Origin of the sequence: Streptomyces liliiviolaceus (assembly GCF_018070025.1) — a bacterium.
Classification (GTDB): domain Bacteria; phylum Actinomycetota; class Actinomycetes; order Streptomycetales; family Streptomycetaceae; genus Streptomyces; species Streptomyces liliiviolaceus.
Genome location: NZ_JAGPYQ010000001.1, coordinates 3,561,425 through 3,585,058 on the forward strand (window position 1 = coordinate 3,561,425; position 23,634 = coordinate 3,585,058).

The 23,634-nt window shown below is 70.2% G+C and carries 21 protein-coding genes; 13 read left to right on the forward strand and 8 right to left on the reverse strand.

Features of this window, described 5'->3' with window-relative positions; all coding sequences use genetic code 11:
• Positions 1–6: 6 nt before the first annotated feature.
• Complete coding sequence (locus tag J8N05_RS15540; protein ID WP_210883328.1) at positions 7–1,206, reverse strand: bifunctional adenosylcobinamide kinase/adenosylcobinamide-phosphate guanylyltransferase; 1,200 nt, start codon at positions 1,204–1,206, stop codon at positions 7–9.
• 228 nt (positions 1,207–1,434) lie between these two features.
• Here J8N05_RS15540 and J8N05_RS15545 point away from each other — a divergent pair, with 228 nt between their 5' ends.
• A complete protein-coding gene (locus tag J8N05_RS15545) occupies positions 1,435–1,647 on the forward strand; it encodes a hypothetical protein (RefSeq protein WP_107018265.1) in 213 nt (70 codons plus the stop codon).
• Between the two features lie 168 nt (positions 1,648–1,815).
• Here the strand turns inward: J8N05_RS15545 and J8N05_RS15550 are convergent, their stop codons facing one another.
• Both J8N05_RS15550 and J8N05_RS15555 read right to left on the reverse strand, forming a co-directional pair.
• Positions 1,816–2,517 carry a class I SAM-dependent methyltransferase gene (locus J8N05_RS15550; RefSeq protein WP_210883329.1) on the reverse strand — a complete coding sequence of 234 codons (702 nt, stop codon included), beginning with the start codon at positions 2,515–2,517 and terminating at the stop codon, positions 1,816–1,818.
• A gap of 83 nt (positions 2,518–2,600) precedes the next feature.
• Positions 2,601–3,227: a DUF3043 domain-containing protein gene (locus J8N05_RS15555; protein WP_210883330.1), complete on the reverse strand. Its 627-nt coding sequence runs from the start codon at positions 3,225–3,227 to the stop codon at positions 2,601–2,603.
• Positions 3,228–3,550: 323 nt separating this feature from the next.
• Here J8N05_RS15555 and J8N05_RS15560 point away from each other — a divergent pair, with 323 nt between their 5' ends.
• From J8N05_RS15560 to J8N05_RS15580, 5 genes are all read left to right on the forward strand, one after another.
• Positions 3,551–4,348, forward strand: a complete 798-nt coding sequence (locus J8N05_RS15560) for a PspA/IM30 family protein (RefSeq protein ID WP_210883332.1) — start codon at positions 3,551–3,553, stop codon at positions 4,346–4,348.
• A 39-nt stretch (positions 4,349–4,387) separates the two neighbouring features.
• Positions 4,388–4,666, forward strand: a complete 279-nt coding sequence (gene pspAA, locus J8N05_RS15565) for a PspA-associated protein PspAA (RefSeq protein ID WP_210883333.1) — start codon at positions 4,388–4,390, stop codon at positions 4,664–4,666.
• Between the two features lie 288 nt (positions 4,667–4,954).
• Positions 4,955–6,244, forward strand: a complete 1,290-nt coding sequence (locus J8N05_RS15570; RefSeq protein WP_210883334.1) for a sensor histidine kinase — start codon at positions 4,955–4,957, stop codon at positions 6,242–6,244.
• Positions 6,241–6,918 carry a response regulator gene (locus J8N05_RS15575; protein ID WP_210883335.1) on the forward strand — a complete coding sequence of 226 codons (678 nt, stop codon included), beginning with the start codon at positions 6,241–6,243 and terminating at the stop codon, positions 6,916–6,918. Before J8N05_RS15570 ends, J8N05_RS15575 begins: the two co-directional genes overlap by 4 nt.
• A 165-nt stretch (positions 6,919–7,083) precedes the next feature.
• Positions 7,084–10,182: an efflux RND transporter permease subunit gene (locus J8N05_RS15580; protein WP_210883336.1), complete on the forward strand. Its 3,099-nt coding sequence runs from the start codon at positions 7,084–7,086 to the stop codon at positions 10,180–10,182.
• A gap of 73 nt (positions 10,183–10,255) precedes the next feature.
• On the opposite strand, the gene nadA is transcribed toward J8N05_RS15580, so the two are convergent.
• Complete coding sequence (gene nadA, locus J8N05_RS15585) at positions 10,256–11,449, reverse strand: quinolinate synthase NadA (protein WP_210883337.1); 1,194 nt, start codon at positions 11,447–11,449, stop codon at positions 10,256–10,258.
• A 330-nt stretch (positions 11,450–11,779) separates the two neighbouring features.
• On the opposite strand from nadA, the gene J8N05_RS15590 reads away from it, so the two are divergent.
• Positions 11,780–12,136, forward strand: coding sequence for a HesB/IscA family protein (locus J8N05_RS15590; RefSeq protein ID WP_107018256.1), 357 nt, complete (start codon positions 11,780–11,782; stop codon positions 12,134–12,136).
• 113 nt (positions 12,137–12,249) lie between these two features.
• Here J8N05_RS15590 and J8N05_RS15595 read toward each other — a convergent pair whose 3' ends face one another.
• On the reverse strand, positions 12,250–13,821 hold the full coding sequence (locus J8N05_RS15595; RefSeq protein ID WP_210883338.1) for a hypothetical protein: 1,572 nt from the start codon (positions 13,819–13,821) through the stop codon (positions 12,250–12,252).
• A gap of 205 nt (positions 13,822–14,026) precedes the next feature.
• Positions 14,027–14,260, reverse strand: a complete 234-nt coding sequence (locus J8N05_RS15600) for a hypothetical protein (RefSeq protein WP_210883339.1) — start codon at positions 14,258–14,260, stop codon at positions 14,027–14,029.
• 183 nt (positions 14,261–14,443) lie between these two features.
• Between J8N05_RS15600 and J8N05_RS15605 the strand changes: the two genes are divergently transcribed.
• Complete coding sequence (locus tag J8N05_RS15605) at positions 14,444–15,418, forward strand: carbohydrate kinase family protein (RefSeq protein ID WP_210883340.1); 975 nt, start codon at positions 14,444–14,446, stop codon at positions 15,416–15,418.
• Positions 15,419–15,692: 274 nt separating this feature from the next.
• On the opposite strand, the gene J8N05_RS15610 is transcribed toward J8N05_RS15605, so the two are convergent.
• The gene (locus J8N05_RS15610; protein ID WP_210883341.1) at positions 15,693–17,087 is read right to left on the reverse strand and encodes a cysteine desulfurase/sulfurtransferase TusA family protein; all 1,395 of its coding nucleotides are present in this window, start codon (positions 17,085–17,087) and stop codon (positions 15,693–15,695) included.
• 658 nt (positions 17,088–17,745) lie between these two features.
• Between J8N05_RS15610 and ctaC the strand changes: the two genes are divergently transcribed.
• The 4 genes from ctaC to J8N05_RS15630 all read left to right on the forward strand — a co-directional run bounded on the left by ctaC (position 17,746) and on the right by J8N05_RS15630 (position 22,262).
• Complete coding sequence (ctaC, locus tag J8N05_RS15615; protein WP_210883342.1) at positions 17,746–18,705, forward strand: aa3-type cytochrome oxidase subunit II; 960 nt, start codon at positions 17,746–17,748, stop codon at positions 18,703–18,705.
• The gene (gene ctaD / locus J8N05_RS15620) at positions 18,702–20,438 is read left to right on the forward strand and encodes an aa3-type cytochrome oxidase subunit I (RefSeq protein ID WP_210883343.1); all 1,737 of its coding nucleotides are present in this window, start codon (positions 18,702–18,704) and stop codon (positions 20,436–20,438) included. Before ctaC ends, ctaD begins: the two co-directional genes overlap by 4 nt.
• Entirely contained in the window at positions 20,435–20,833 is a 399-nt protein-coding gene (locus J8N05_RS15625; protein WP_210883345.1) for a cytochrome c oxidase subunit 4, read from the forward strand. The genes ctaD and J8N05_RS15625 overlap by 4 nt, the downstream gene beginning before the upstream one ends.
• A gap of 130 nt (positions 20,834–20,963) precedes the next feature.
• The gene (locus J8N05_RS15630; RefSeq protein ID WP_210883347.1) at positions 20,964–22,262 is read left to right on the forward strand and encodes a L,D-transpeptidase; all 1,299 of its coding nucleotides are present in this window, start codon (positions 20,964–20,966) and stop codon (positions 22,260–22,262) included.
• A gap of 99 nt (positions 22,263–22,361) precedes the next feature.
• Here J8N05_RS15630 and J8N05_RS15635 read toward each other — a convergent pair whose 3' ends face one another.
• Complete coding sequence (locus J8N05_RS15635; protein WP_107017429.1) at positions 22,362–22,763, reverse strand: response regulator transcription factor; 402 nt, start codon at positions 22,761–22,763, stop codon at positions 22,362–22,364.
• 188 nt (positions 22,764–22,951) lie between these two features.
• Here J8N05_RS15635 and ctaE point away from each other — a divergent pair, with 188 nt between their 5' ends.
• Positions 22,952–23,572 carry an aa3-type cytochrome oxidase subunit III gene (gene ctaE, locus J8N05_RS15640; RefSeq protein ID WP_107017430.1) on the forward strand — a complete coding sequence of 207 codons (621 nt, stop codon included), beginning with the start codon at positions 22,952–22,954 and terminating at the stop codon, positions 23,570–23,572.
• Positions 23,573–23,634: the final 62 nt, after the last annotated feature.

Here is a 23,634-nt window from a genome sequence, read left to right on the forward strand (position 1 = left end):
CGGGCCTCAGCCCTTCAAGGTCACCGCCTGGCCCGCCACCACCAGCAGCACGTGCTCGCACTCGGTCGCGAACGCCGCGTTGAGGCGGCCCAGTTCGTCGCGATAGCGGCGGCCCGAGGGGGTGGCGGGGACGATCCCGGAGCCGACCTCGTTGGAGACGGCGACCACCGTGCGGCGCGACTCGCGGACGGCGGCCGTCAGCTCCTCGACGCGCGCCCGCAGCACCCGCTCGCCGCCGCCGGCCCACTCGGCGTCGTCCCAGGCGTTCGCGGCGTCCATCGCGTCCGTCAGCCACAGCGACAGACAGTCGATGAGCAGCGCGGGCCCGTCGTCCTTGAGCAGGGGTACGAGGTCGCAGGTCTCGGCGGTACGCCAGGAGCCGGGGCGCCGCTCGCGATGCGCGTGCACCCGGGCCGCCCACTCCCCGTCCCCGTTGCGCGTGCCGCCCGTGGCCACGTACAGCACGTCCGGGAAGGCCTCAAGCCGGCGCTCGGCCTCCACCGACTTGCCCGACCGGGCCCCGCCGAGGACCAGCGTCCGGCGCGGTACGTCGGGCACGTCCTCGTACACCCCGACGGTCAGCGTCCTGCCGTCCGGGACCGTCCGTGCCCCCGCCGCCGCGAGGCGCCGCCGCAGTTCCCGGCCCGGCGGCACGTCGTGGCCGAGGTGCACCGCGATCACATCGGTGGCGGGACCCACCGCGCCCACCAGCCGCAGCCGGGCCAGCGCGTCCGGCCGCCCGACGACGTCGCCGACCACCATGTCGTACGTCTCGGTCGTCTCGTCCAGGCCCGCGGGGGCCGCGCCCGGCGGCAGATAGAGCAGCCGCTGCCCGTCCGGGCCCGTGACCGCGTACCCGGTGCCCGGCGCGTCCATCGCCAGCGCCCGCACCCGATGGCCCGTCAGCAGTGTCAGCTCCCGGCCGTCCGGCACACGCCCCGGCTGCGGCAGCCCCGCCGGTACCTCCACCGCGGGTCCGTCGTGCGGGTGCGACAGCAGGACCTGGCGCACCCCGCTGAGCGAGTGCCCGGCCCGGGCCGCCGCGAAGGCGGCGCCGGGTGTCAGGTCCAGCAACAGCGTGCCGTCCACCAGGAGGGCGGTGGCCGCGCGGGCGTCCGCACCGAGGGCCACCGCGCAGACGGCGCACGAACAATCGGGCCTGGGCAGCCCCATGGGCCCGCCGGTACCAAGCAGAGTCACTTCCACGGGCCCGATTTTCCCGTGCCGGCGCGGCTCCTGCCCGTCAGGGGGGTGCACAAGGGCGCACCTCGTGCGGGGCGCGGGGCGAGCGCGCGTGCGGAGCGCGTACACCCGGCACCGGCACCCCATGGTTCTCGACCTGCACTTTTGAACACCGGACCGGCGGCGGAGCGCCTAGGCTGACGGCGAGAGCCCGATCTTGCTCGGTACTTTGGGAACTTTTGGGAGGCTGACATGGCGGCATGGACGTGGCGGTTCGAGAAGGCCGATGGGACGGAAGTCCAGCCCGCGGTCCAGCCCGAGGAGTTCACCACCCAGGGCGACGCGGAGTCCTGGCTCGGCGAGAACTGGAAGGAGCTGGCCGAGGGGGGAGCGGACCAGGTCCGGATCTTCGAGGACGCCGCGGAGATCTACGGCCCGATGAGCCTGCACGCCGAGGCGTCCTGACCTCGTAGATCCGGACTGCGAGTCCTCGCGGACCCGTACGACCTCGTGGATCCGTACGAGCGCTCGTAGTCCGTACGAGCCCTCGTAGTCCGTACGAGTGAGAGGCCGCGACCGTACGAACCGGTCGCGGCCTTCTGCTGTCCTGCCCCGACGTGCGTCCGGCCTGCTTCAGCCCCGTACGCCGCACAGGTGCAGCAGCGCCGCCACCCGGCGGTAGGGGTCGGTCCGGCCGGCCCGCTCCTCGGCGGCCAGCAGGGCGTCCACGTCGTCCGGCACCGCCGCGTCGTCGGCGGCCGTGTCCGTGAAGACCCGCACCCCGTACCAGGCGTGCAGCGGGGCGCCGATCCCGGCGAGGGTGCCGGTGAGGGTGTCGAGCCCGTCGGCGCGGACGTCGAGCCCGAGCCGGTTCGTGTACGTGCTGGTGTCGAACGCGGTCAGCGTCCCCGCCCAGTCGCCGGCCAGCCCCGGCCGCATGGCCAGCGCGTCGGCGTTGCGCACCAGCAGGGACAGCAGCCCGCCGGGTGCCAGCATCCGGGCGAGCCCCGCGAGCAGCGCGTCGGGCTCCTCGACGTACATCAGTACGCCGTGGCACAGCACCACGTCGAAGCTGCCGGGCAGGAAGTGCACCCCGGTGTCGCGCCCGTCGCTCTCGACGATCCGGACCCGGCCGCGGATGCCCTCCGGCTCGGCGGCGAGGGACTCGCGCGCCACGGCGATCATGGTGCAGTCCTGCTCGACGCCGGTCACCTGATGTCCGGCCCGGGCCAGCCGCAGGGCCTGCGTGCCCTGGCCCATGCCCACGTCGAGCACACGCAGGCGCTGCCCGACGGGGAACCGCCCGGCTATCTGCTCGTCGAGCTGCCGGGCCACCAGCTCCTGCCGTACGACATCACGCAGAGAGCCCAGCTTGTTCAGCCAGGCCTGCGCCGCGCCTCCCGAGAAGGGTGCCGCGCTCAGGGCCGCTCTCCGCGCTTGACCTGCGGCTTCGGCAGCCGGAGGCGACGCATCTGGAGGCTGCGCATCAGCGCGTACGCGACGGCCCCGCGGCGGGGCTCGTCCGGGAAGCGCGCCGCCAGCTGCTTCTTCAGGCGGATCGCGATACCGATCGAGTCGAGCACGATCAGCACGATCACGAAGAGCCACATCAGCAGCGCGACGTTCTGCAGCTGCGCGATGCGGACCATGCTCAGGACGAGGATGACCACGGCGAGCGGCAGGAAGAACTCGGCGATGCAGAACCGCGAGTCGATGAAGTCACGCGCGAGCTTGCGCACCGGGCCCTTGTCACGGGCGGGCAGATAACGCTCGTCACCGCTGGCCAGCGCCTGGCGCTGCTTCTCCATGTGGGCGCGGCGCTCGTCGCGCTGCCGCTTGGAGGCCTCCTTGCGCGACGTCGGCGTATTGGCGACGCTGCGGCGCTGGGACTGGGCCTCACTGCGCTTGGGAGTGGGCCTGCCCTTGGGGGCCTGCGGGTCACGGATCTGAGGGGAGTCGGTCACCGACGCCTTGTCGGCGTGGGCCTTCTCGTCTTTGGCGCGGCTACGGAACACAAAACCCAAGGGTAAGGGGTGCGGAGGCATGGACGTCGGCCGAGTGGGGAACGATCCGGCAACACCGGTCGTCTGTAGGGGGACAGGAGGCCTGAAAAGGGGTGGTGGCGTGCGGGTTGCGCCTGCCGGCCGCGGGACGGCTCCGGAGTCGATCCGGACCGGATCCGGACCGAATCCGGAGCGACCCCTGGGGGGACACGTACTCCCTACGCCGGAGCAAGATCGTCGTCAGTCGTCCTTGGGGATGAGCGCATCCGTCCCCGAACAGTGCGGTAATGGATGCAGGGCCCGTACTGTGGGTTCTGTTGCAGTCGCTGGAGCCGGAGTCCGTCAGAAGGGGGCGCGCGAAGCCCATGAGCGGTGTCATGAAGCGTATGGGGATGATCTTCCGCGCGAAGGCGAACAAGGCCCTTGACCGGGCCGAGGACCCGCGCGAAACCCTCGACTACTCGTACCAGAAACAGCTGGAGCTGCTGCAGAAGGTGCGCCGCGGCGTCGCCGACGTGGCGACCTCCCGCAAGCGCCTTGAGCTGCAGCTGAACCAGCTCCAGGGCCAGTCCTCCAAGCTGGAGGACCAGGGGCGCAAGGCGCTCGCCCTGGGCCGCGAGGACCTCGCCCGTGAGGCGCTGTCCCGCCGGGCCGCTCTCCAGCAGCAGGTCACCGACCTGGAGACGCAGCACCAGACTCTGCAGGGCGAGGAGGAGAAGCTCACCCTCGCCGCGCAGCGGCTCCAGGCCAAGGTCGACGCCTTCCGCACCAAGAAGGAGACGATCAAGGCCACGTACACGGCCGCCCAGGCGCAGACCCGGATCGGGGAGGCCTTCTCCGGCATCTCCGAGGAGATGGGCGACGTCGGGATGGCCATCCAGCGGGCCGAGGACAAGACCGCGCAGCTCCAGGCGCGGGCCGGGGCCATCGACGAGCTGCTCGCCTCCGGCGCCCTCGACGACCACTCCGGGCTCGCCAAGGACGACATCCAGAGCGAGCTGGACCGGCTGTCCGGGGGTACGGACGTCGAGCTCGAACTGCAGCGGATGAAGGCCGAGCTGGCCGGGGGGTCCTCGTCCCAGCAGGCGATCGAGGGCGGTCAGGGGCAGACTCAGTCCCAGCAGCAGTCGAAGTCGGACACCCCGCGCTTCGACAAGCAGTAGTCGCTGGTCGCGCAACCGTCCCACGCCGAGGAGGGCGTCATGATCGTGCGGATCATGGGGGAGGGGCAGGTGAGGCTGGACGACGGCCACCTCGCCGAGCTGAACGAGCTGGACGACGAGCTCCTCGCGGAGACCCGGGCCGGGGACGAGGAGGGCTTCCGGCGGACGCTGGGGGCTCTGCTCGACGCGGTGCGGCGTCTGGGGGCGCCGCTCCCGGACGACTCGCTGGAGCCCTCGGAGCTGATCCTCCCGTCCCCGGACGCGAGCCTGTCGGAAGTCCGCGAGCTCCTGACGGACGACGGCCTGCTCCCCGGCTGACGTCTTTTCTCGCCCCCGCCGCCCCTACCCGTCCCGTCACGTACCTGGGGGCTGCGCCCCCAGACCCCCCTGTCGCGCTACCGCGCTCGTCCTCAAACGCCGGACGGGCTGAGGCACCCAGGGGCGCGGGGAACGGCGCGGCCAACCCCCACGGTCCCGCAGCCGACTCTCCCCGCGAGGCCCCACCCCCTGAGGGGCGCGGGGAACTGCGCAACAACCCCCACCGGCCCGCAGGTGAATGCCACGGCCCCGCCCCGCCCCCGCCAGGGCCCCGTACCGTAAAGAACCGTGAGCACACTGACGCGCGCAAGGGACTGGCTGAGGTCCCACCCCCTCGTCGCCGACGGCACCCTCGCCGCCGCGGTCCTCGCGTGCATGCTGGCCGGCTCCTTCGCGGAGCCGAACGGCCGGCACGGCGGCACGATGTGGGGCACCCGCGCCCCCGACGCCCTCGGCCTCACCCTCATGCTGCTCGCCGCGGCCACCCTGATCCTGCGCCGCAGGTACCCCCTGTGGGTCCTCGCCGCGACCGGCGCCCTGTCCGTCGTGGAGTTCGTGACCGGCGACCCCCGCGCCCCCGTCGCGATGTCCGCCGTCGTCGCCCTCTACACCGTCGCCGCCGCGACCGACCGCCCCACCACCTGGCGCGTCGGCCTGCTCACGATGACGGTCCTGACCGGATTCGCGATGCTCGCGGGCCCCCTGCCCTGGTACGCCCAGGAGAACCTGGGAATCTTCGCCTGGACGGGCATGGCCGCCGCCGCGGGCGACGCGGTCCGCAGCCGCCGCGCCTTCGTGCACGCCATCAGGGAGCGCGCCGAGCGGGCCGAACGCACCCGCGAGGAGGAGGCCCGCCGCCGCGTCGCGGAGGAACGCCTGCGCATCGCCCGCGATCTGCACGACGTCGTCGCCCACCACATCGCCCTGGTCAACGTGCAGGCCGGAGTCGCCGCGCACGTCATGGACAAGCGCCCCGACCAGGCGAAGGAGGCCCTCGCCCACGTCCGCGAGGCCAGCCGCTCCGCGCTCAACGAACTACGCGCCACGGTCGGCCTGCTGAGGCAGTCGGGCGACCCGGAGGCCCCTACCGAACCGGCCCCGGGCCTGCACCGCCTAGAAGAGCTGGTCGGCACCTTCCGCAGCGCGGGCCTGCCCGTCGAAGTGGCCCGCACCGACCAGGGCACGGCCCTGCCCGCCGCCGTCGACCTGGCCGCGTACCGCGTCATCCAGGAGGCCCTCACCAATGTGCGCAAGCACGCGGGCCAGGAGGCGAAGGCCGAGGTCAGCGTCGTACGGGTGGGCCCGAACGTGGAGATCACCGTCCTGGACGACGGCCCCGGCGACGACGCGCCGGCCCGCCTGGAGGAGAACGGCGGCCACGGACTCCTCGGCATGCGCGAGCGGGTCACCGCCCTCGGCGGCACCTGCACCGCGGGACCCCGATACGGAGGCGGCTTCCGCGTGCATGCGATCCTGCCGGTCAAAAGCCGCGCCGGAGCCACCGCGTCCACGACGACCACCGCGTCCACGACGGCCACCGCGTCCACGACCGAGGCAGCCAAGGGGAACCCCGTATGACGATCCGTGTCCTGCTCGCCGACGACCAGGCACTGCTGCGCAGCGCCTTTCGCGTCCTGGTCGACTCCGAGCCCGACATGGAGGTCGTCGGAGAGGCCTCGGACGGCGCGGAGGCGGTCCGCCTCGCCCGCGAGGAACGGGCCGACGTCGTGCTGATGGACATCCGGATGCCCGGCACCGACGGACTGGCCGCGACCCGCCTCATCAGCGCCGACCCCGGCCTCGCCCAGGTGCGTGTGGTCATGCTGACGACCTTCGAGGTCGACGAGTACGTGGTGCAGTCGCTGCGCGCCGGCGCCTCCGGCTTCCTCGGCAAGGGCTCCGAGCCCGACGAACTGCTCAACGCCATCCGCGTCGCGGCGGCCGGCGACGCCCTGCTGTCGCCCGTGGCCACCAAGGGACTGATCGCGAAGTTCCTCGCGCAGGGCGGCGACGACGACCGCGACCCCGCCCGCGCGGAACGCCTCGAAGCGCTCACCGTCCGCGAGCGCGAGGTCCTCGTCCAGGTCGCCGGCGGCCACTCCAACGACGAGATCGCCGAGCGTCTGGAAGTCAGCCCGCTCACCGTGAAGACGCACGTCAACCGGGCCATGGCCAAGCTGGGAGCCCGCGACAGGGCCCAACTCGTGGTGATCGCCTACGAGTCCGGACTGGTACGCCCAAGGGTGGAGTGAGCTCCACCCGTACGTACTGCGGGCGCGGTATGCGCCGTATAAGGAAACGGGACCTGGGGGCGAGGGGAGTGGCCCCACCGATGGCTCAGAGTGATAGGCGGATGCTCACATGAGCCCATCGCGCCGCTCCTTGAAACCAAGCCACAGAAGAGAGACCCGTCACCCATGTCCTGGCTGTCCCGCTTCAGCCTCGCCCAGCGCGCCCTCATCGGGCTGATGTCGATCATCGCGCTCCTCTTCGGGGCGATAGCGATACCGCAACTCAAGCAGCAGCTGCTGCCCACCATCGAACTGCCCATGGTGTCGGTCCTGGCGCCGTACCAGGGCGCGTCCCCCGACGTGGTCGAGAAGCAGGTCGTCGAGCCCATCGAGGACAACCTCGAAGCGGTCGACGGGATCTCCGGCGTCACCTCCACGGCCAGCGAGGGCAACGCCCTGATCATGGCCTCCTTCGACTACGGCAACGACTCCGCCCGGATCGTCGCCGACGTCCAGCAGGCCGTGAACCGCGCCCGCGTCCAGCTCCCGGACGACGTGGACCCGCAGGTGGTCGCCGGTTCCACCGACGACATCCCGACCGTGGTCCTCGCCGTCACCTCCGGCAAGGACCAGCAGGCCCTCTCGGACCAGCTGGACCGTACGGTCGTCCCCGCGCTGAAGGACATCGACGGCGTCGCCCAGGTCACGGTCGACGGCGTACGGGACCTTGAGGTCGCGGTCACGCCCGACGACGCGAAGCTGGCGAAGGCGGGGCTGACCACGGCCGCGCTCGGCCAGGCCCTCCAGGCGGGCGGCGCGACCGTACCGGCCGGGTCCTTCGACGAGGACGGCAACAACCGCACCGTCCAGGTCGGCGGCGGTTTCACCTCGCTCCGGCAGATCGAGGACCTGATGGTCACCGGCGAGGGCGGCAAGAAGCCCGTACGCCTCGGAGCCGTCGCGACCGTCGAGGAGAAGCCCGCCAGGACGGAGTCCATCACCCGCACCGACGGCAAGCCCAGCCTCGCCGTCTCCGTCACCATGGACCACGACGGCAGCGCGGTCGCGGTCTCCGACGCGGTCCAGGACAAGCTGCCCGGCCTGCGCGAGGACCTCGGCTCCGGCGCCACCCTGACGGTCGTCAGCGACCAGGGACCGGCCGTCTCCAAGTCCATCAAGGGCCTGACCACCGAGGGCGCGCTCGGACTGCTCTTCGCGGTCCTGGTCATCCTCGTCTTCCTGGCGTCGGTCCGCTCGACGCTGGTCACCGCGGTCTCCATCCCGATGTCGGTCGTCCTCGCGCTGATCGTGCTCTGGGTCCGCGACGAATCGCTCAACATCCTCACCCTGGGCGCCCTGACCATCGCCATCGGCCGGGTCGTCGACGACTCGATCGTGGTCCTGGAGAACATCAAGCGGCACCTCGGCTACGGCGAGGAGCGCCAGGAGGCGATCCTCAAGGCGGTACGCGAGGTCGCGGGCGCGGTCACCTCCTCGACGCTCACCACGGTCGCGGTCTTCCTGCCCATCGGCCTGACCGGCGGCATGGTCGGCGAACTGTTCGGCTCGTTCTCCCTGACGGTCACCGCGGCCCTGCTTGCCTCGCTGCTCGTCTCGCTGACGGTCGTCCCGGTCCTCTCGTACTGGTTCCTGCGCGCCCCCAAGGACGTGCGCGGGGCCGACCCGGAGGAGGCCCGCCGCAAGGCCGAGGAGAAGGAGGCGCGCAGCCGCCTCCAGCGCTTCTACGTGCCCGTCCTGCGCTTCGCCACCCGCCGCCGCCTCACCAGTGTGGCCATCGCGGTGGTCGTGCTCGTCGGTACGTTCGGGATGACGCCCCTGCTGAAGACGAACTTCTTCGACCAGGGCGACCAGGAGGTCCTCACCGTCAAGCAGGAGCTGAAGCCCGGCACCAGCCTGGCCGCGACCGACGCGCAGGCGAAGAAGGTCGAGCAGCTGCTCGCCGACGTCAAGGGCGTCGAGGACTACCAGGTCACGATCGGCTCCTCCGGCTTCCTGGCCGCGTTCGGCGGGGGCACGGACACCAACCAGGCCTCGTACACCGTCAAGGTCGCCGACTCGGCCTCCTTCGACGACGTCCAGGACGACATCGAGGAGGGGCTCGGCAAGCTCTCCGGGATCGGTACGACGACGGTCGCCGCCGGTGACGGGTTCGGCAGCCAGGACCTGAGCGTCGTGGTGAAGTCCGCCGACGGCGAGGTGCTGCGCGAGGCGGCGGAGAAGGTCCGCGACGAGGTCGCGAAGCTGGACGACGTCACCGACGTCACCAGCGACCTCGCCCAGTCGGTGCCGCGCATCTCGGTCAAGGCCAACGACAAGGCGGCCGCCGCCGGGTTCAACGACGCCACGCTCGGCGCGGCCGTCGGCCAGGCCGTCCGCGGCACCACCAGCGGCAAGGCGATCCTCGACGACACCGAGCGGGACGTCGTCATCAAGTCGGCGAAGCCCGCCGAGACGCTGGCCGAGCTGAAGAACCTCAAGCTCGGCCCGGTGAAGCTCGGCGACATCGCGACGGTGCAGCTGGTCGACGGCCCCGTGTCGATGACCCGTATCGACGGTCAGCGCGCGGCCACCATCACGGCCAAGCCGACCGGTGACAACACCGGAGCGGTCAGCAACGAGCTGACGACGAAGCTCGACAAGCTGAAGCTGCCGGCCGGGGCCACGGCCTCCATCGGCGGTGTCTCCGAGGACCAGGACGACGCGTTCGCGTCCCTCGGCCTCGCGATGCTCGCGGCGATCGCGATCGTGTTCATGCTGCTGGTGGCGACCTTCCGGTCGCTGATCCAGCCGCTGATCCTGCTCGTCTCGATCCCGTTCGCGGCGACGGGCGCGATCGGCCTGCTGGTCGTCACCGGCACCCCGATGGGCGTGCCTTCGATGATCGGCATGCTGATGCTGATCGGCATCGTGGTGACGAACGCGATCGTGCTGATCGACCTGATCAACCAGTACCGCAAGCAGGGGTACGGGGTCGTGGAGGCCGTGATCGAGGGCGGCAGGCACCGCCTCCGCCCGATCCTGATGACGGCCCTGGCGACCATCTTCGCCCTGCTCCCGATGGCCCTGGGCATCACCGGCGAGGGCGGCTTCATCGCCCAGCCGCTCGCGGTGGTCGTGATCGGCGGCCTGATCACGTCGACCCTGCTCACGCTGCTGCTCGTACCGACGCTGTACGCGATGGTCGAACTGCGCAAGGAACGCCGCGCGAAGAAGAAGTCCGCGAAGCGGGCGGCTGCCGCCGAGCGGGAGACCGTGGGGGTTTAGGTCACCGATTGTGCAGTTCCCCGCGCCCCTACCGAGTAGGGGCGCGGGGAACTGCACAGTCTTTTTCGGCTTTCTACGGCAGCGCCAGCATCCGTTCAAGCGCCAGCTTCGCGAACTGTTCCGTCTCGCGGTCGACCTCGATGCGGTTCACCAGGTTGCCCTCCGCCAGGGACTCCAGGGTCCAGACCAGGTGGGGCAGGTCGATGCGGTTCATCGTCGAGCAGAAGCAGACCGTCTTGTCGAGGAAGACGATCTCCTTGTCCTCGGCCGCGAAGCGGTTCGCCAGACGGCGCACCAGGTTCAGCTCCGTGCCGATGGCCCACTTGGAGCCGGCCGGAGCCGCCTCCAGCGCCTTGATGATGTACTCCGTGGAGCCCACGTAGTCCGCGGCGCTGACGACCTCGTGCTTGCACTCGGGGTGCACCAGCACGTTCACGCCGGGTATCCGGGCGCGGACGTCCTCCACCGACTCCAGCGAGAAGCGGCCGTGCACCGAGCAGTGCCCGCGCCACAGGATCATCTTCGCGTCGCGCAGCTGCTCGGCGGTCAGGCCGCCGTTCGGCTTGTGCGGGTTGTAGAGGACGCAGTCGTCGAGCGACATCCCCATGTCCCGCACGGCCGTGTTGCGGCCCAGGTGCTGGTCGGGAAGGAACAGCACCTTCTCACCCTGCTCGAACGCCCACTCCAGCGCCCTCTCGGCATTGGACGACGTGCAGATCGTGCCGCCGTGCTTGCCCGTGAACGCCTTGATGTCCGCGGAGGAGTTCATGTACGAGACGGGCACGACCTGCTCGGCCACCCCCGCCTCGGTCAGCACGTCCCAGCACTCGGCGACCTGCTCGGCGGTGGCCATGTCGGCCATCGAGCACCCGGCGGCCAGGTCGGGCAGGACCACCTTCTGGTCGTCGGAGGTCAGGATGTCCGCCGACTCGGCCATGAAGTGCACACCGCAGAACACGATGTACTCGGCCTCGGGGCGCGCGGCGGCGTCCTTGGCCAGCTTGAAGGAGTCGCCCGTGACATCCGCGAACTGGATGACCTCGTCGCGCTGGTAGTGGTGACCGAGCACGAACACCTTGCTGCCGAGCTTCTCCTTGGCGGCGCGGGCGCGCTCCACCAGGTTCGGGTCGGACGGCGAGGGCAGGTCACCGGGACACTCGACGCCGCGCTCGCTCCGCGGGTCGGCCTCGCGGCCGAGCAGCAGCAGGGCGAGGGGCGTCGGCTGTACGTCGAGTTCCTGGGTCTGGGCGGTGGTCACGACACGCACCCTTTCTGTTCTGCGGCTCGCTTGGACCGTCCGACTGGAGCGATCAAGCAGGACACGCCTTTTCGTCGAAATGACGCTATCTATCATAACCGCTTCACGTCACGTTGACGATGCCCATAGCGTCCATGTGACGTGAATCCCGTGGAGGCCGACGTGGGACCACCGGCGACTGTCCACCGGGGTTGTCCACAGGCCGTTTTCCGCTTCAGGGCGGGTGTGCGAGCATGAAGAGAGAAGACAAAGACTCGACGCCCGGCCCGGAATGAATCCGCGGCCCCGCCGGTTGAAACCGTCGGCAAGCAGTCTCCGTACAACCCGGGAGAGAAGCAGATGTCCGTATCGGACGAGACCACCACCGTGAGCGACGGCATCCTCCTGTCGGACGCCGCCGCGGCCAAGGTCAAGGGCCTGCTGGAGCAGGAGGGCCGCGACGACCTGGCACTGCGCGTCGCCGTCCAGCCCGGCGGCTGCTCCGGCCTGCGGTACCAGCTCTTCTTCGACGAGCGCTCCCTCGACGGCGACGTCGTCAAGGACTTCGGCGGTGTGAAGGTCGTCACCGACCGCATGAGCGCTCCGTACCTGGGCGGTGCCTCCATCGACTTCGTGGACACCATCGAGAAGCAGGGCTTCACGATCGACAACCCGAACGCGACGGGCTCCTGCGCCTGCGGCGACTCGTTCAGCTAGTTGGTCGGCCGTGGCCCCGTAAGCCATGGCGACAGCGAAAGGCGGCGCCCCCTCCAACGGGGCGCCGCCTTTGGCGTTCTCGGACCGGCCGTGGCTGTCAGACCATCAAGCCGTCAGCCTGTCCGGTCGGGCAGGTCCTTCTCCTGGGGCACCGCCTTGCCGTCCGAGCCGACCACCTTGCGGTCCCCGAGCGGCTTGCCGAGGTCGATCTTCTCGTGGAAGACCTTGGCGATCATGATGCAGACCTTGTCCTTGTCCGGCTTGTCGGTGACCTTGACCGTCACCTCGCCGCCGCTCTCGCCCGCCGAGGCCGAGTAGTCGCTGCACACACCGCCGGTGAAGCGCACGGTCAGCTCCTCGCCGTCCGCGCTGTAGCCCTCGACCCGTACGTCCCGGGTCCCGGGGCCGGTGCTCGTACCGCCGCCGGGTTCGCTCGTGCGCGGGCTCGGCGGCCCGGTCGGGCTGCCGCTCGGCTCGGCCTCCGGCGGCTTCGGCGAGGTCAGGTACTTCGGGTCGACCGCGGGATGGGTCACCGTGAAACTGTCGTCGGTCCCCGGGGGCCGTACCTCGAAGAGCCAGGACGGCACCAGCGCCTGCCGGCCGTCCACGAAGTGCGCGGCGAGCCCGAACACCGCGTCCTCCACGACCACCGGATCGGACTTCGGCGCCGTGCCCGACGCCTCGCACGGCTTCTCGTCCCGGTCCTTCAGCGGTACGGGGCTGGCGCAGCCGCCGATGCCCACGCGCCCGTCACCGGTCCCGGACCCGTTCAGCAGACCGAGGGTCTTCTCCGCACTGATGACGGGGTACGTGTCCGTCTTCGCCGGGGCCTTCACCTGGCCGCTGCCGCCCACCACCTGGCCGTCCGGGCCGATCTGCACGCCGGTCGTCCAGCCGTAGGTCGGCAGGCCGCCCACCTCCGGCTCCGCGTTCACCACGCGCACGGCGTCCATCAGCTGGCCGGCGTCGAGCTTCGCGTCGTCCTGGCCGACCGCCTTCAGGACCGGCGCCGCGGCCTTCTTCGCGGCGGCGGCGCTCACCGGGTCCACGTCGGCGCCCTTGGCGCTCTCGCTCCGGCTCCCGCCCGCCGTCCCGCTCCGGCCGGCGCACGTGGTGGTGCCCTTGCAGTTGTCGCTGCCGGGCGCGAAGCGGCTGAACGTCCAGGCGCCGGGCGCCTGCTTGCTCACCCGCAGACCGGCCCCGAAGCCGTCCTTCGTGGCGCCGACCTTCCAGGCGTCGCCCTCCGCCTTCGGGGTGCCCTCCACCCCCAGCGCCTCGGCCAGCTTCGCCACCTCGGCGGCCGTGACCGTGCCCTTGGTCCGGTAGACGGCCGCGGAGGAGGGGCCGTCCGGCAGCTCGCCCTCGGCGCGGTAGGTCACGCCGTTCGGGTCGGGCTCACCGGGCGCGATACCGTCCGTGCCGCCGGAGCCCGCGGTGCCGTTGCCCGTACCGCTCTGCGTGTAGCCGTCGAGGGTGAGCAGCGGCGGGGTCGCTTCGCCACGCGGCGTACCGGATCCCTTTCCTCCGGAGCCGCCGGTCGCGGTGGCGGCGAAGTACGCCCCGCCGCCTCCGACGAGGAGCACGGCGGCCGCCACCGAGGCGACGGCCACTGGCGAACGCCGTCGGCGCGGCCGGTCCTCGTCGGCGGCCTCGGCCGCTTCGTTGTCGGGTCGCTCGGTGTCCACCGCATTGCTCCTTCTGCCACGCCGTCGTCCCACGGGACCCACCCCTGACCGGATCGGGCCGGATCAGGGCAGAGCAGGGTCGTATCCTGCCTCCCCTTTACGGGGGACAGCGATGGGACGCGGCGGGGGAGCGTGCGGTTCCCTTCAGGGGGAGCGGGTTCGAGATCGGCGGGCCGTCGTCGTCCCGCGCGCCGTCGCCGGCCGGTCAGTTGCCGTAGTCGGACATCCCGTCCAGCAGACGGGCGGAGGCCGGCGGCACGGTCACGCCGTGGATGAGTGCCGGGGACACCGGGCGGGCAGTGATTCGGGCGGGGGCCTCCCAGTGCGGGACCATCCGCGCGCAGTCGCCCCGCAGCTCCGCGAGACCGCCTCCGAGGCCTTCGACGGCGGCGGCTTCGAGACCGAGCGGGGTATCGCCATGGATCTTGAGGTTCGTCATAACGGAACCGTATGCACCGGAAGCCGCACGAAAAAGCCCTACTATCGGGTAGTTTTGCCCGCTTCGCAGTTCAGGGCTCCAGTGGACTCCGGTCACAACTCCAGTGGGACCCCACCGTCGGCCGTACGCCGACCCGGTAGCGTGAACTGTCAATCCCCCTCCTCGCAGGAGTGTGTCCTAGCCGTGCGTATCGCTGTCTCGGGCTCCATCGCCACCGACCACCTCATGACCTTCCCCGGCCGCTTCGCCGACCAACTGGTCGCGGATCAGCTGCACACGGTCTCCCTCTCCTTCCTGGTCGACAATCTGGACGTACGCCGGGGCGGCGTGGGCGCGAACATCGCCTTCGGCATGGGCCAGCTCGGCTCGTCGCCCATCCTGGTCGGGGCCGCGGGCTCCGACTTCGACGAGTACCGGGCCTGGCTGGACCGGCACGGCGTCGACACCGAGTCCGTCCGGATCTCCGAGGTGCTGCACACCGCGCGCTTCGTCTGCACCACGGACGCCGACCACAACCAGATCGGCTCCTTCTACACGGGCGCCATGAGCGAGGCCCGCCTCATCGAACTCAAGAAGGTCGCCGACCGGGTGGGCGGGCTCGACCTCGTCCTCATCGGCGCGGACGACCCCGAGGGGATGCTCCGGCACACCGAGGAGTGCCGGACGCGGTCGATCCCGTTCGCCGCGGACTTCTCCCAGCAGATCGCGCGCATGGACGGCGAGGAGATCCGGCTGCTGCTCGACGGGGCGACGTACCTCTTCTCGAACGAGTACGAGAAGGGGCTCATCGAGTCCAAGACCGGCTGGAGCGACGCGGAGATCCTGTCGCGGGTCGGTCACCGGGTGACGACGCTGGGTGCGCGCGGCGTGCGTATCGAGGCCGTCGGGTCCGACCCGATCGAGGTCGGCGTTCCGGAGGAGACGGCGAAGGTCGACCCGACCGGGGTCGGGGACGCCTTCCGGGCGGGGTTCCTGTCGGGGCTCGCGTGGGGGGTCGGGCACGAGCGGGCTGCGCAGGTCGGGTGCATGCTTGCGACGCTGGTCATCGAGACCAAGGGGACGCAGGAGTACCAGCTGCGGCGGTCGCACTTCCTCGACCGCTTCACGAAGGCGTACGGGCATGATGCGGCGGCGCAGGTCCAGGGGCATCTGGCTTAGCCGCTGCGCCGGGGCCGGGCTGGCTCGGGTTGTTTTTCGTCCACGGGCGCGTGGGGGCTGGTCGCGCAGTTCCCCGCGCCCCTGGGGGGTGGGGGTGACTCTGCGTCTTTCCCCGCACGCCGAGGTTCCCAAGGCCAAAGATTGCGCCGTTCCCCGCGCCCCTGACGGGGCGGGGATGGGGCGTAGCCCCTCCCCGAGGGGCGCGGGGAACTGCGCGGCCAGCCACGACGTGGCCGCAGTCGCCGACGTACCGCGCCACCCGAGCTCGGCGGCGCTAGAGGGTCACCCGGCGGATCAGGTACGCCGTACCCTGGGCCGCCGGTTCCGTGCCCGCGTACTCCTGGCCCCGCATCTCGCACCACGCCGGAATGTCCAGCCGTGCCGCCTCGTCGTCCGAGAGGACGCGGACCGTGCCGCCGAGGGGGACCTCGGTGATCACCTTGGCGAGTTCGATCACCGGGATCGGGCAGCGCTTGCCGAGGGCGTCCACGACGAGCGCGTCCGGCGCGCCGGAGGGCGACACCGTGGCCGCGGCCCCCGCGGGAGCGCCCAGCTTCTCGCGGACCGCGGCGACCGCACGGGGCAGGACGGCCAGGAAACGCTCCACCTCCTCCGCCGGAGTGCCCAGCGGCAACGACACCCGCACATTGCCCTCGCTCAGCACCCCCATCGCCGTCAGCACATGGCTGGGCGTCAGCGTGCTGCTCGTGCAGGACGATCCGGACGACACGGAGAACCCCTCGCGGTCCAGCTCGTGCAGCAGTGTCTCTCCATCGACATAGAGACAGGAGAAGGTGAGGAGATGGGGCAGCCGGGTGACCGGATCGCCCACCACCTCCACGTCCGGGACCAGTTCGGGCACCCGCGCGCGGATCCGGTCCGTCAGCTCCCGCAGCCGGACCGACTCGGCGTCGGCCTCGGCCCGTACGGCCCGCAGGGAGGCCGCCGCGGCGACGACGGCCGGGATGTTCTCGAAGCCCGGAGCGCGCCCCGACTCCCGCTCGTCGGCGGGGCCTTGAGGCGCGTACCGCACCCCTTTGCGTACGGCGAGCAGGCCGACGCCCGCGGGCCCGCCCCACTTGTGGGCGCTGCCCGTCAGCAGTGACCAGCCGCCCTCGACCGGCCCCCAGGCCAGCGACTGCGCCGCGTCCACCAGCAGCGGTACGCCCGCCGCGCGGCACGCTTCGGCGACCTCGGCCACCGGCTGGCGCGTACCCACCTCGTGGTTGGCGGACTGGAGGCAGGCGAGCGCGGTGTCGGGGCGCAGGGTTTCCGCGTACGCGCCGGGGGAGACCGCGCCTGTTCGCAGAACGGGCACTTCGGACACCGTTCCGCCGGCTCGGCGGTGCGACTCCGCCGAATGGAGCACCGAAGAGTGTTCGACCGCGGACACGATCAGGTGACGTCCGACGCGGTGCCGTCCGGCGAGCGCGCCGGCGATTCCCGTGTGCACGGCGCGGGTGCCGGACGTCGTGAACGTCAGCTCGTCCGGGCGGCAGCCGATCGCCTCGGCGGCGGCCTCGCGGGCGGCGTCGAGGAGGAGCCTGGCGCGCCTGCCCTCGCGATAGAGGCGGGCGGGGTCCGCCCAGCCTTCGTCCAGCGAGGCGTGCAGGGCCTGGCGGGCCACGGGGTGGAGGGGGGCGGACGACGCGACGTCGAAGTAGGACACGACGTTCACGCTATGCGGTGGCCTCCGGCGGGGGTAGCCGGGGCTGAGGCTGAGGCCGGCACGTCGGCCGCGGGCCGGTGGGGGCCGGTCGCGCAGTTCCCCGCGCCCCTGACGGGGCGGGGTGCGGGCGGCTGCGGTTCGGCTGCCGGCCGGTGGGGGCGGGCCGCGCAGTTCCCCGCGCCCCCAAAAGACCGCCCCGAGGGACGCGGCCAACCACGACGCACCCGCAGTCATCGACGAACCGTCCGTCCCGCCCCGTCAGGGGCGCGGGGAACTGCGCGCCCAACCACGACGCACCCGCACTTATCGACGAACCGTCCGTCCCGCCCCGTCAGGGGCGCGGGGAACTGCGCGACCAGCCCCCACCGGCCCGCGGCCGACGACCGACCGCCCCGCCCCGCCCCGCAGGGACACCGCGAACCCCGGCGTCCCGGAACGCGCACACCCGAACGCCCCGTCACATGCCTCGCAGAGCCACGTATTCCACCCCTTCGGGGTGAGTGGCGGCGCGTTGGGGACCCTCCCCGCGCGACCCCAAAAAGCGTCCAGTAGGGTTTGGTCCGCATAAACATCCAAACCCCTGCCCGACGCAGGGCGGCGACCGACCAGCGAGAAGGCCGCAGCCGACCGCGCGGGCGAGACTCTCGGAAGGCGCTACGTGAGTCCCTACGGCTCCGACCGCTCGCCGCGGCGCCCGATGCGGCGGAAGCTGCTGCAGGCACTGACTGCGGGTCTGGTCCTGGCGACCGCGACCGGTTGCACATACAAGGACTTCCCCCGCCTTGGTATGCCCACCCCGACCACGGAAGAGGCTCCCCGGATCCTCTCCCTGTGGCAGGGCTCGTGGGCCGCAGCACTCGCCACGGGCGTGCTGGTCTGGGGCCTGATCCTGTGGAGCGCGTTCTTCCACCGGCGCAGCCGCACCAAGGTCGAGGTTCCCCCGCAGACCCGGTACAACATGCCCATCGAGGCGCTGTACACGGTGGTCCCCCTCATCATCGTCTCGGTGCTGTTCTACTTCACAGCCCGTGACGAGTCGAAGATCCTCAGCCTCGACAAGAAGCCCGACGTCACGGTCAACGTCGTCGGCTTCCAGTGGAGCTGGGGCTTCAACTACATCGAGAACGTCGACGGCTCGACCGGTGACGCGAAGACCGACAAGAACCTCGACGCGATCCCGGATCGCTTCAAGAAGGACTTCCCGGCGGCCGCCGGCGGGGTCTACGACGTCGGTACGCCCGCCACGAAGAACCCGCAGACGCTCAACCCGGGCCCGACCCTCTGGCTCCCCAAGGGCAAGACGGTCCGCTTCGTCCTCACTTCGCGTGACGTCATCCACTCCTTCTGGGTGGTGCCGTTCCTCATGAAGCAGGACGTCATCCCGGGTCACACCAACTCGTTCCAGGTGACTCCGAACAAGGAGGGCACCTTCCTGGGCAAGTGTGCCGAGCTCTGCGGCGTCGACCACTCCCGGATGCTCTTCAACGTGAAGGTCGTCTCTCCCGAGCGTTACGAGGAACACCTCAAGAAGCTCGCCGAGAAGGGTCAGACCGGTTACGTCCCGGCCGGCATCGAGCAGACGGACCACGAGAAGAACCGGGAGACGAACAACCTGTGAGCATCCTCAATGAACCTCAGGGTGCCGCCGCGGCTGAGGACTCGTACGAGAGCGAGCTGCCCGTACGGCGCAAGCAGCCCGGCAACGTCGTGATCAAGTGGCTGACCACCACTGACCACAAGACGATCGGCACGATGTACCTGGTCACGTCGTTCGCGTTCTTCTGCATCGGTGGCGTCATGGCGCTGCTGATGCGCGCCGAGCTCGCCCGTCCCGGCACGCAGATCATGTCGAACGAGCAGTTCAACCAGGCGTTCACGATGCACGGCACGATCATGCTGCTGATGTTCGCGACGCCGCTGTTCGCCGGCTTCACGAACTGGATCATGCCGCTGCAGATCGGTGCGCCCGACGTGGCGTTCCCGCGGCTGAACATGTTCGCCTACTGGCTGTACCTGTTCGGCTCGCTCATCGCGGTCGGTGGCTTCCTCACCCCGCAGGGCGCGGCCGACTTCGGCTGGTTCGCCTACAGCCCGCTCTCCGACGCGGTCCGCTCGCCGGGCATCGGCGCCGACATGTGGATCATGGGTCTGGCCTTCTCCGGCTTCGGCACCATCCTCGGCGCGGTCAACTTCATCACCACCATCATCTGCATGCGCGCCCCCGGCATGACGATGTTCCGTATGCCGATCTTCGTGTGGAACGTGCTGCTCACCGCGGTCCTGGTGCTGCTCGCCTTCCCCGTGCTCGCCGCCGCGCTGTTCGCGCTGGAGGCGGATCGGAAATTCGGCGCACACATCTTCGACTCGGCCAACGGCGGGGCGCTGCTGTGGCAACACCTCTTCTGGTTCTTCGGCCATCCGGAGGTGTACATCATCGCGCTGCCGTTCTTCGGCATCATCAGTGAGGTCATCCCGGTCTTCTCCCGCAAGCCGATGTTCGGCTACATGGGCCTGATCGGCGCGACCATCGCCATCGCGGGTCTGTCCGTGACGGTGTGGGCGCACCACATGTACGTCACCGGCGGTGTGCTGCTGCCGTTCTTCTCGTTCATGACGTTCCTCATCGCGGTGCCGACCGGTGTGAAGTTCTTCAACTGGATCGGCACGATGTGGAAGGGCTCTTTGTCCTTCGAGACGCCGATGCTGTGGGCTACCGGCTTCCTGATCACCTTCACCTTCGGTGGTCTGACCGGTGTCATCCTGGCCTCGCCGCCGATGGACTTCCACGTCTCGGACTCGTACTTCGTGGTGGCGCACTTCCACTACGTGGTGTTCGGCACGGTCGTGTTCGCGATGTTCTCCGGCTTCCACTTCTGGTGGCCGAAGTTCACCGGCAAGATGCTCGACGAACGCCTCGGCAAAATCACCTTCTGGACGCTGTTCATCGGCTTCCACGGGACCTTCCTCGTCCAGCACTGGCTGGGCGCCGAGGGCATGCCGCGTCGTTACGCGGACTACCTCGCGGCCGACGGCTTCACCGCGCTGAACACGATCTCGACGATCAGCTCGTTCGTCCTCGGACTGTCGATCCTGCCGTTCTTCTACAACGTCTGGAAGACGGCCAAGTACGGCAAGAAGATCGAGGTCGACGACCCGTGGGGTTACGGCCGCTCGCTGGAGTGGGCGACGTCCTGCCCGCCGCCGCGGCACAACTTCCTCACGCTGCCGCGGATCCGTTCCGAATCCCCGGCGTTCGATCTGCACCACCCCGAGATCGCCGCCCTCGACCAGCTTGAGAACGCCGGTCACGGTGAGAAGGCCCTCGCCGGCGGCAAGGAGGCGGGCAAGTGAAGGTCCAGGGCAAGATGTTCATCTGGCTCGCCGTCTTCATCCTCGTCATGGCGATCGTCTATGGCGTGTGGTCGAAGGAGCCGGCCGGCACCACGGCGCTCTTCCTGGGCTTCGGCCTGAGCGTCATGATCGGCTACTACCTGTGGTTCACGGCCCGGCGGGTCGACACGGGCGCACAGGACAACAAGGAGGCCGACGTCGCGGACGACGCCGGTGAGCTCGGCTTCTTCAGCCCGCACAGCTGGCAGCCGCTCTCGCTCGGTATCGGCGGCGCGCTCGCCTTCATGGGCGTCGTCTTCGGCTGGTGGCTGCTCTTCTTCTCGGCCCCGATCATCATGATCGGCCTGTGGGGCTGGGTCTTCGAGTACTACCGCGGAGAGAACCAGAATCAGTAACACGCGCTGAGCGCACGGAAGCCCGGACACCCCGTCAGGAGGTCCGGGCTTCCCCCTTTTGCCACGCGTTCCGTCCCTCGCACGGCTCAATGGGCGAGCCGTGCCGCACCGCGGTTCCTACGCTCGGGACATGAGCCACTCAGCTTCCTCCAGGAGCGCCGAAGCCGGCCCGGCGCGCCCGCGGAACCGTACCGCCGCCGGCTGCACGGCACTGATGGTCGCCATAGGCGTCGGCGTCACCGCCTGCGGCTCCGGCGGCCATCCGCTCTCGGCCGAGCCGTACGACGCGGCGAAGGACCTCTCCTTCAGCGCCGCCGTCAGCGACGGGAAGAAGGCCGACCCGGACAAGCCCCTGGAGATCACCGCCAAGGACTCCGGCGGCCGGATCACCGACGTGACGGCCACGGACGCCTCAGGACGGTACCTGGCGGGCGAACTGACCGCCGACGGAGGCCGCTGGCACAGCACCTCGCCGCTGGCCGCAGGAGCCCACTACACGGTGCGGGTGAGCACCGAGGACGACGACGGCGCGCCCGGCCGCAAGGTCGTCGACTTCGAGACCGGCGTCCCGAAGACCAAGAAGCGGCTCGACGTGACGTTCGGCCCCGACAAGGGCACGTACGGCGTGGGCCAGCCCGTCACCGCCGAACTCAGCGTCCCGGTCAAGGACAGAGCGGCGCGCGCGGTCGTCGAGCGGGCCCTGAAGGTGCAGTCGCAGCCCGCGGTCGAGGGCGCCTGGCACTGGGTGGACGACAAGGAACTGCACTACCGCCCCAAGGAGTACTGGCCCGCCCACGCCACTGTGCGGGCCCACAGCAACCTCGCGGGCATCAAGGTGGCCGAGCGCCTCTGGGGCGGCGCGGCCAAGCCCCTGACGCTCACCACGGGCGATCGTCTGGAGGCCGTGACGGACGCCGCGGCGCACTCGATGACGGTCTACCGCAACGGTGAGGCGATCAACACGATCCCGGTCACCACCGGCAAGCCGGGCTTCGACACCCGCAACGGCGTCAAAGTGGTGCTGGGCAAGGAGTACTTCGTACGGATGCGCGGCACCAGCATCGGTATCGCCGAGGGCACCGCGGACTCCTACGACCTGCCCGTCTACTACGCCACCAGGGTCACCTGGAGCGGCGAGTACGTGCACGCCGCGCCCTGGTCGGCCGGCTCCCAGGGGGCCGCCAACGTCAGCCACGGCTGCACCGGCATGAGCACCGCCAACGCCGAGTGGTTCTTCGAGACGGTCCGCGCCGGCGACATCGTCAAGGTCGTCAACTCGTACGGAGACATGATGGACCCGTTCGGCAACGGCTTCGGTGACTGGAACCTCACCTGGAAGAACTGGCGCAAGGGCAGCGCCCTCACAGCCGACACCCCGGAGGGCCCCACCGCGGAGTCCCGCCTGAGACTCACCCCGGAACCGGCGTAGTCCCCCCGAGGGCCCCGCAGGGGCCCGTCAGGGGCGCGGGGAACTGCGCGACCAGCCACAGCGGACCCGCACCCGCCGTACAGGGGACCCCAATGGCGCTTAAGCGCTTAGGGCGGGCCTGCTGCGAAGAAGCCCCGCCAGGGCGGCGGCGAACTCCACAGGCTCGACCGGCAAGGTCACAGCCGCCTCGGCCCGACTCCACGTCGCGAGCCACGCGTCCTGCGGCCGCCCGATCAGCAACAGCACGGGAGGACAGTTGAAGATCTCGTCCTTGATCTGCCGGCAGATCCCCATCCCGCCCGCGGGAACGGCCTCGCCGTCCAGCACGCACACGTCGATCCCACCGCGGTCCAGCTCCTTGATCACCGCCGCGGGGGTCGCGCACTCGATGAACTCCACCTGGGGGACATCGGTCGCGGGCCTGCGCCCCGTCGCGAGCCGCACCTGTTCGCGGGTGTTGGAGTCGTCGCTGTAGACCAGCACCGTTGCGGTCGGCTGCATTCTTCCTCCGGGACGTCAGCGTCGTAGAGACAGAGACGGACAGGGTCCGATGCGCGGATGCTACTCCCTCGATCACGTCGTCAACACCGGTTCGGACAGGGCTTCGATGGGCCATATGGGCTGGACACACCCCACAGACACCCCGAACGGCACCCCCCAAGGTGAGGGCGGGATAAGCGACCGACATAATGTCGGTCGTGGCGACAGCAACGACAGTAGATACCGGGCACGCGCACCCGTCGGTCAATCGGCCGAACCTCACCAGCGTCGGAACCATCATCTGGCTGAGTTCCGAGCTGATGTTCTTCGCGGCCCTCTTCGCGATGTACTTCACCCTCCGATCGGTGACCGGTCCCGACCATTGGAAGGAAATGGCGTCCGCCCTGAACTTCCCGTTCTCGGCGACCAACACCACGATCCTGGTGCTCTCCTCCCTCACGTGCCAGCTCGGCGTGTTCGCTGCCGAGCGTGGGGACGTGAAGAAGCTCCGGATGTGGTTCATCGTCACCTTCGTGATGGGTGCGATCTTCATCGGCGGCCAGGTGTACGAGTACACCGAGCTGGTCAAGCACGAGGGCCTGTCGCTCTCGTCCGACCCGTACGGCTCGGTGTTCTACCTGACCACCGGCTTCCACGGCCTGCACGTGACGGGTGGTCTCATCGCCTTCCTGCTGGTCCTCGGGCGCACGTACGCGGCCCGCAGGTTCACGCACGAGCAGGCGACCGCCGCCATCGTCGTGTCCTACTACTGGCACTTCGTCGATGTCGTCTGGATCGGCCTTTTCGCCACGATCTACATGATCAAGTAGCCGGGCCAGTTCCCGCGTACATTCCAGAAGCATCGACGCTGAAGATCCTGACACCGGGGTAA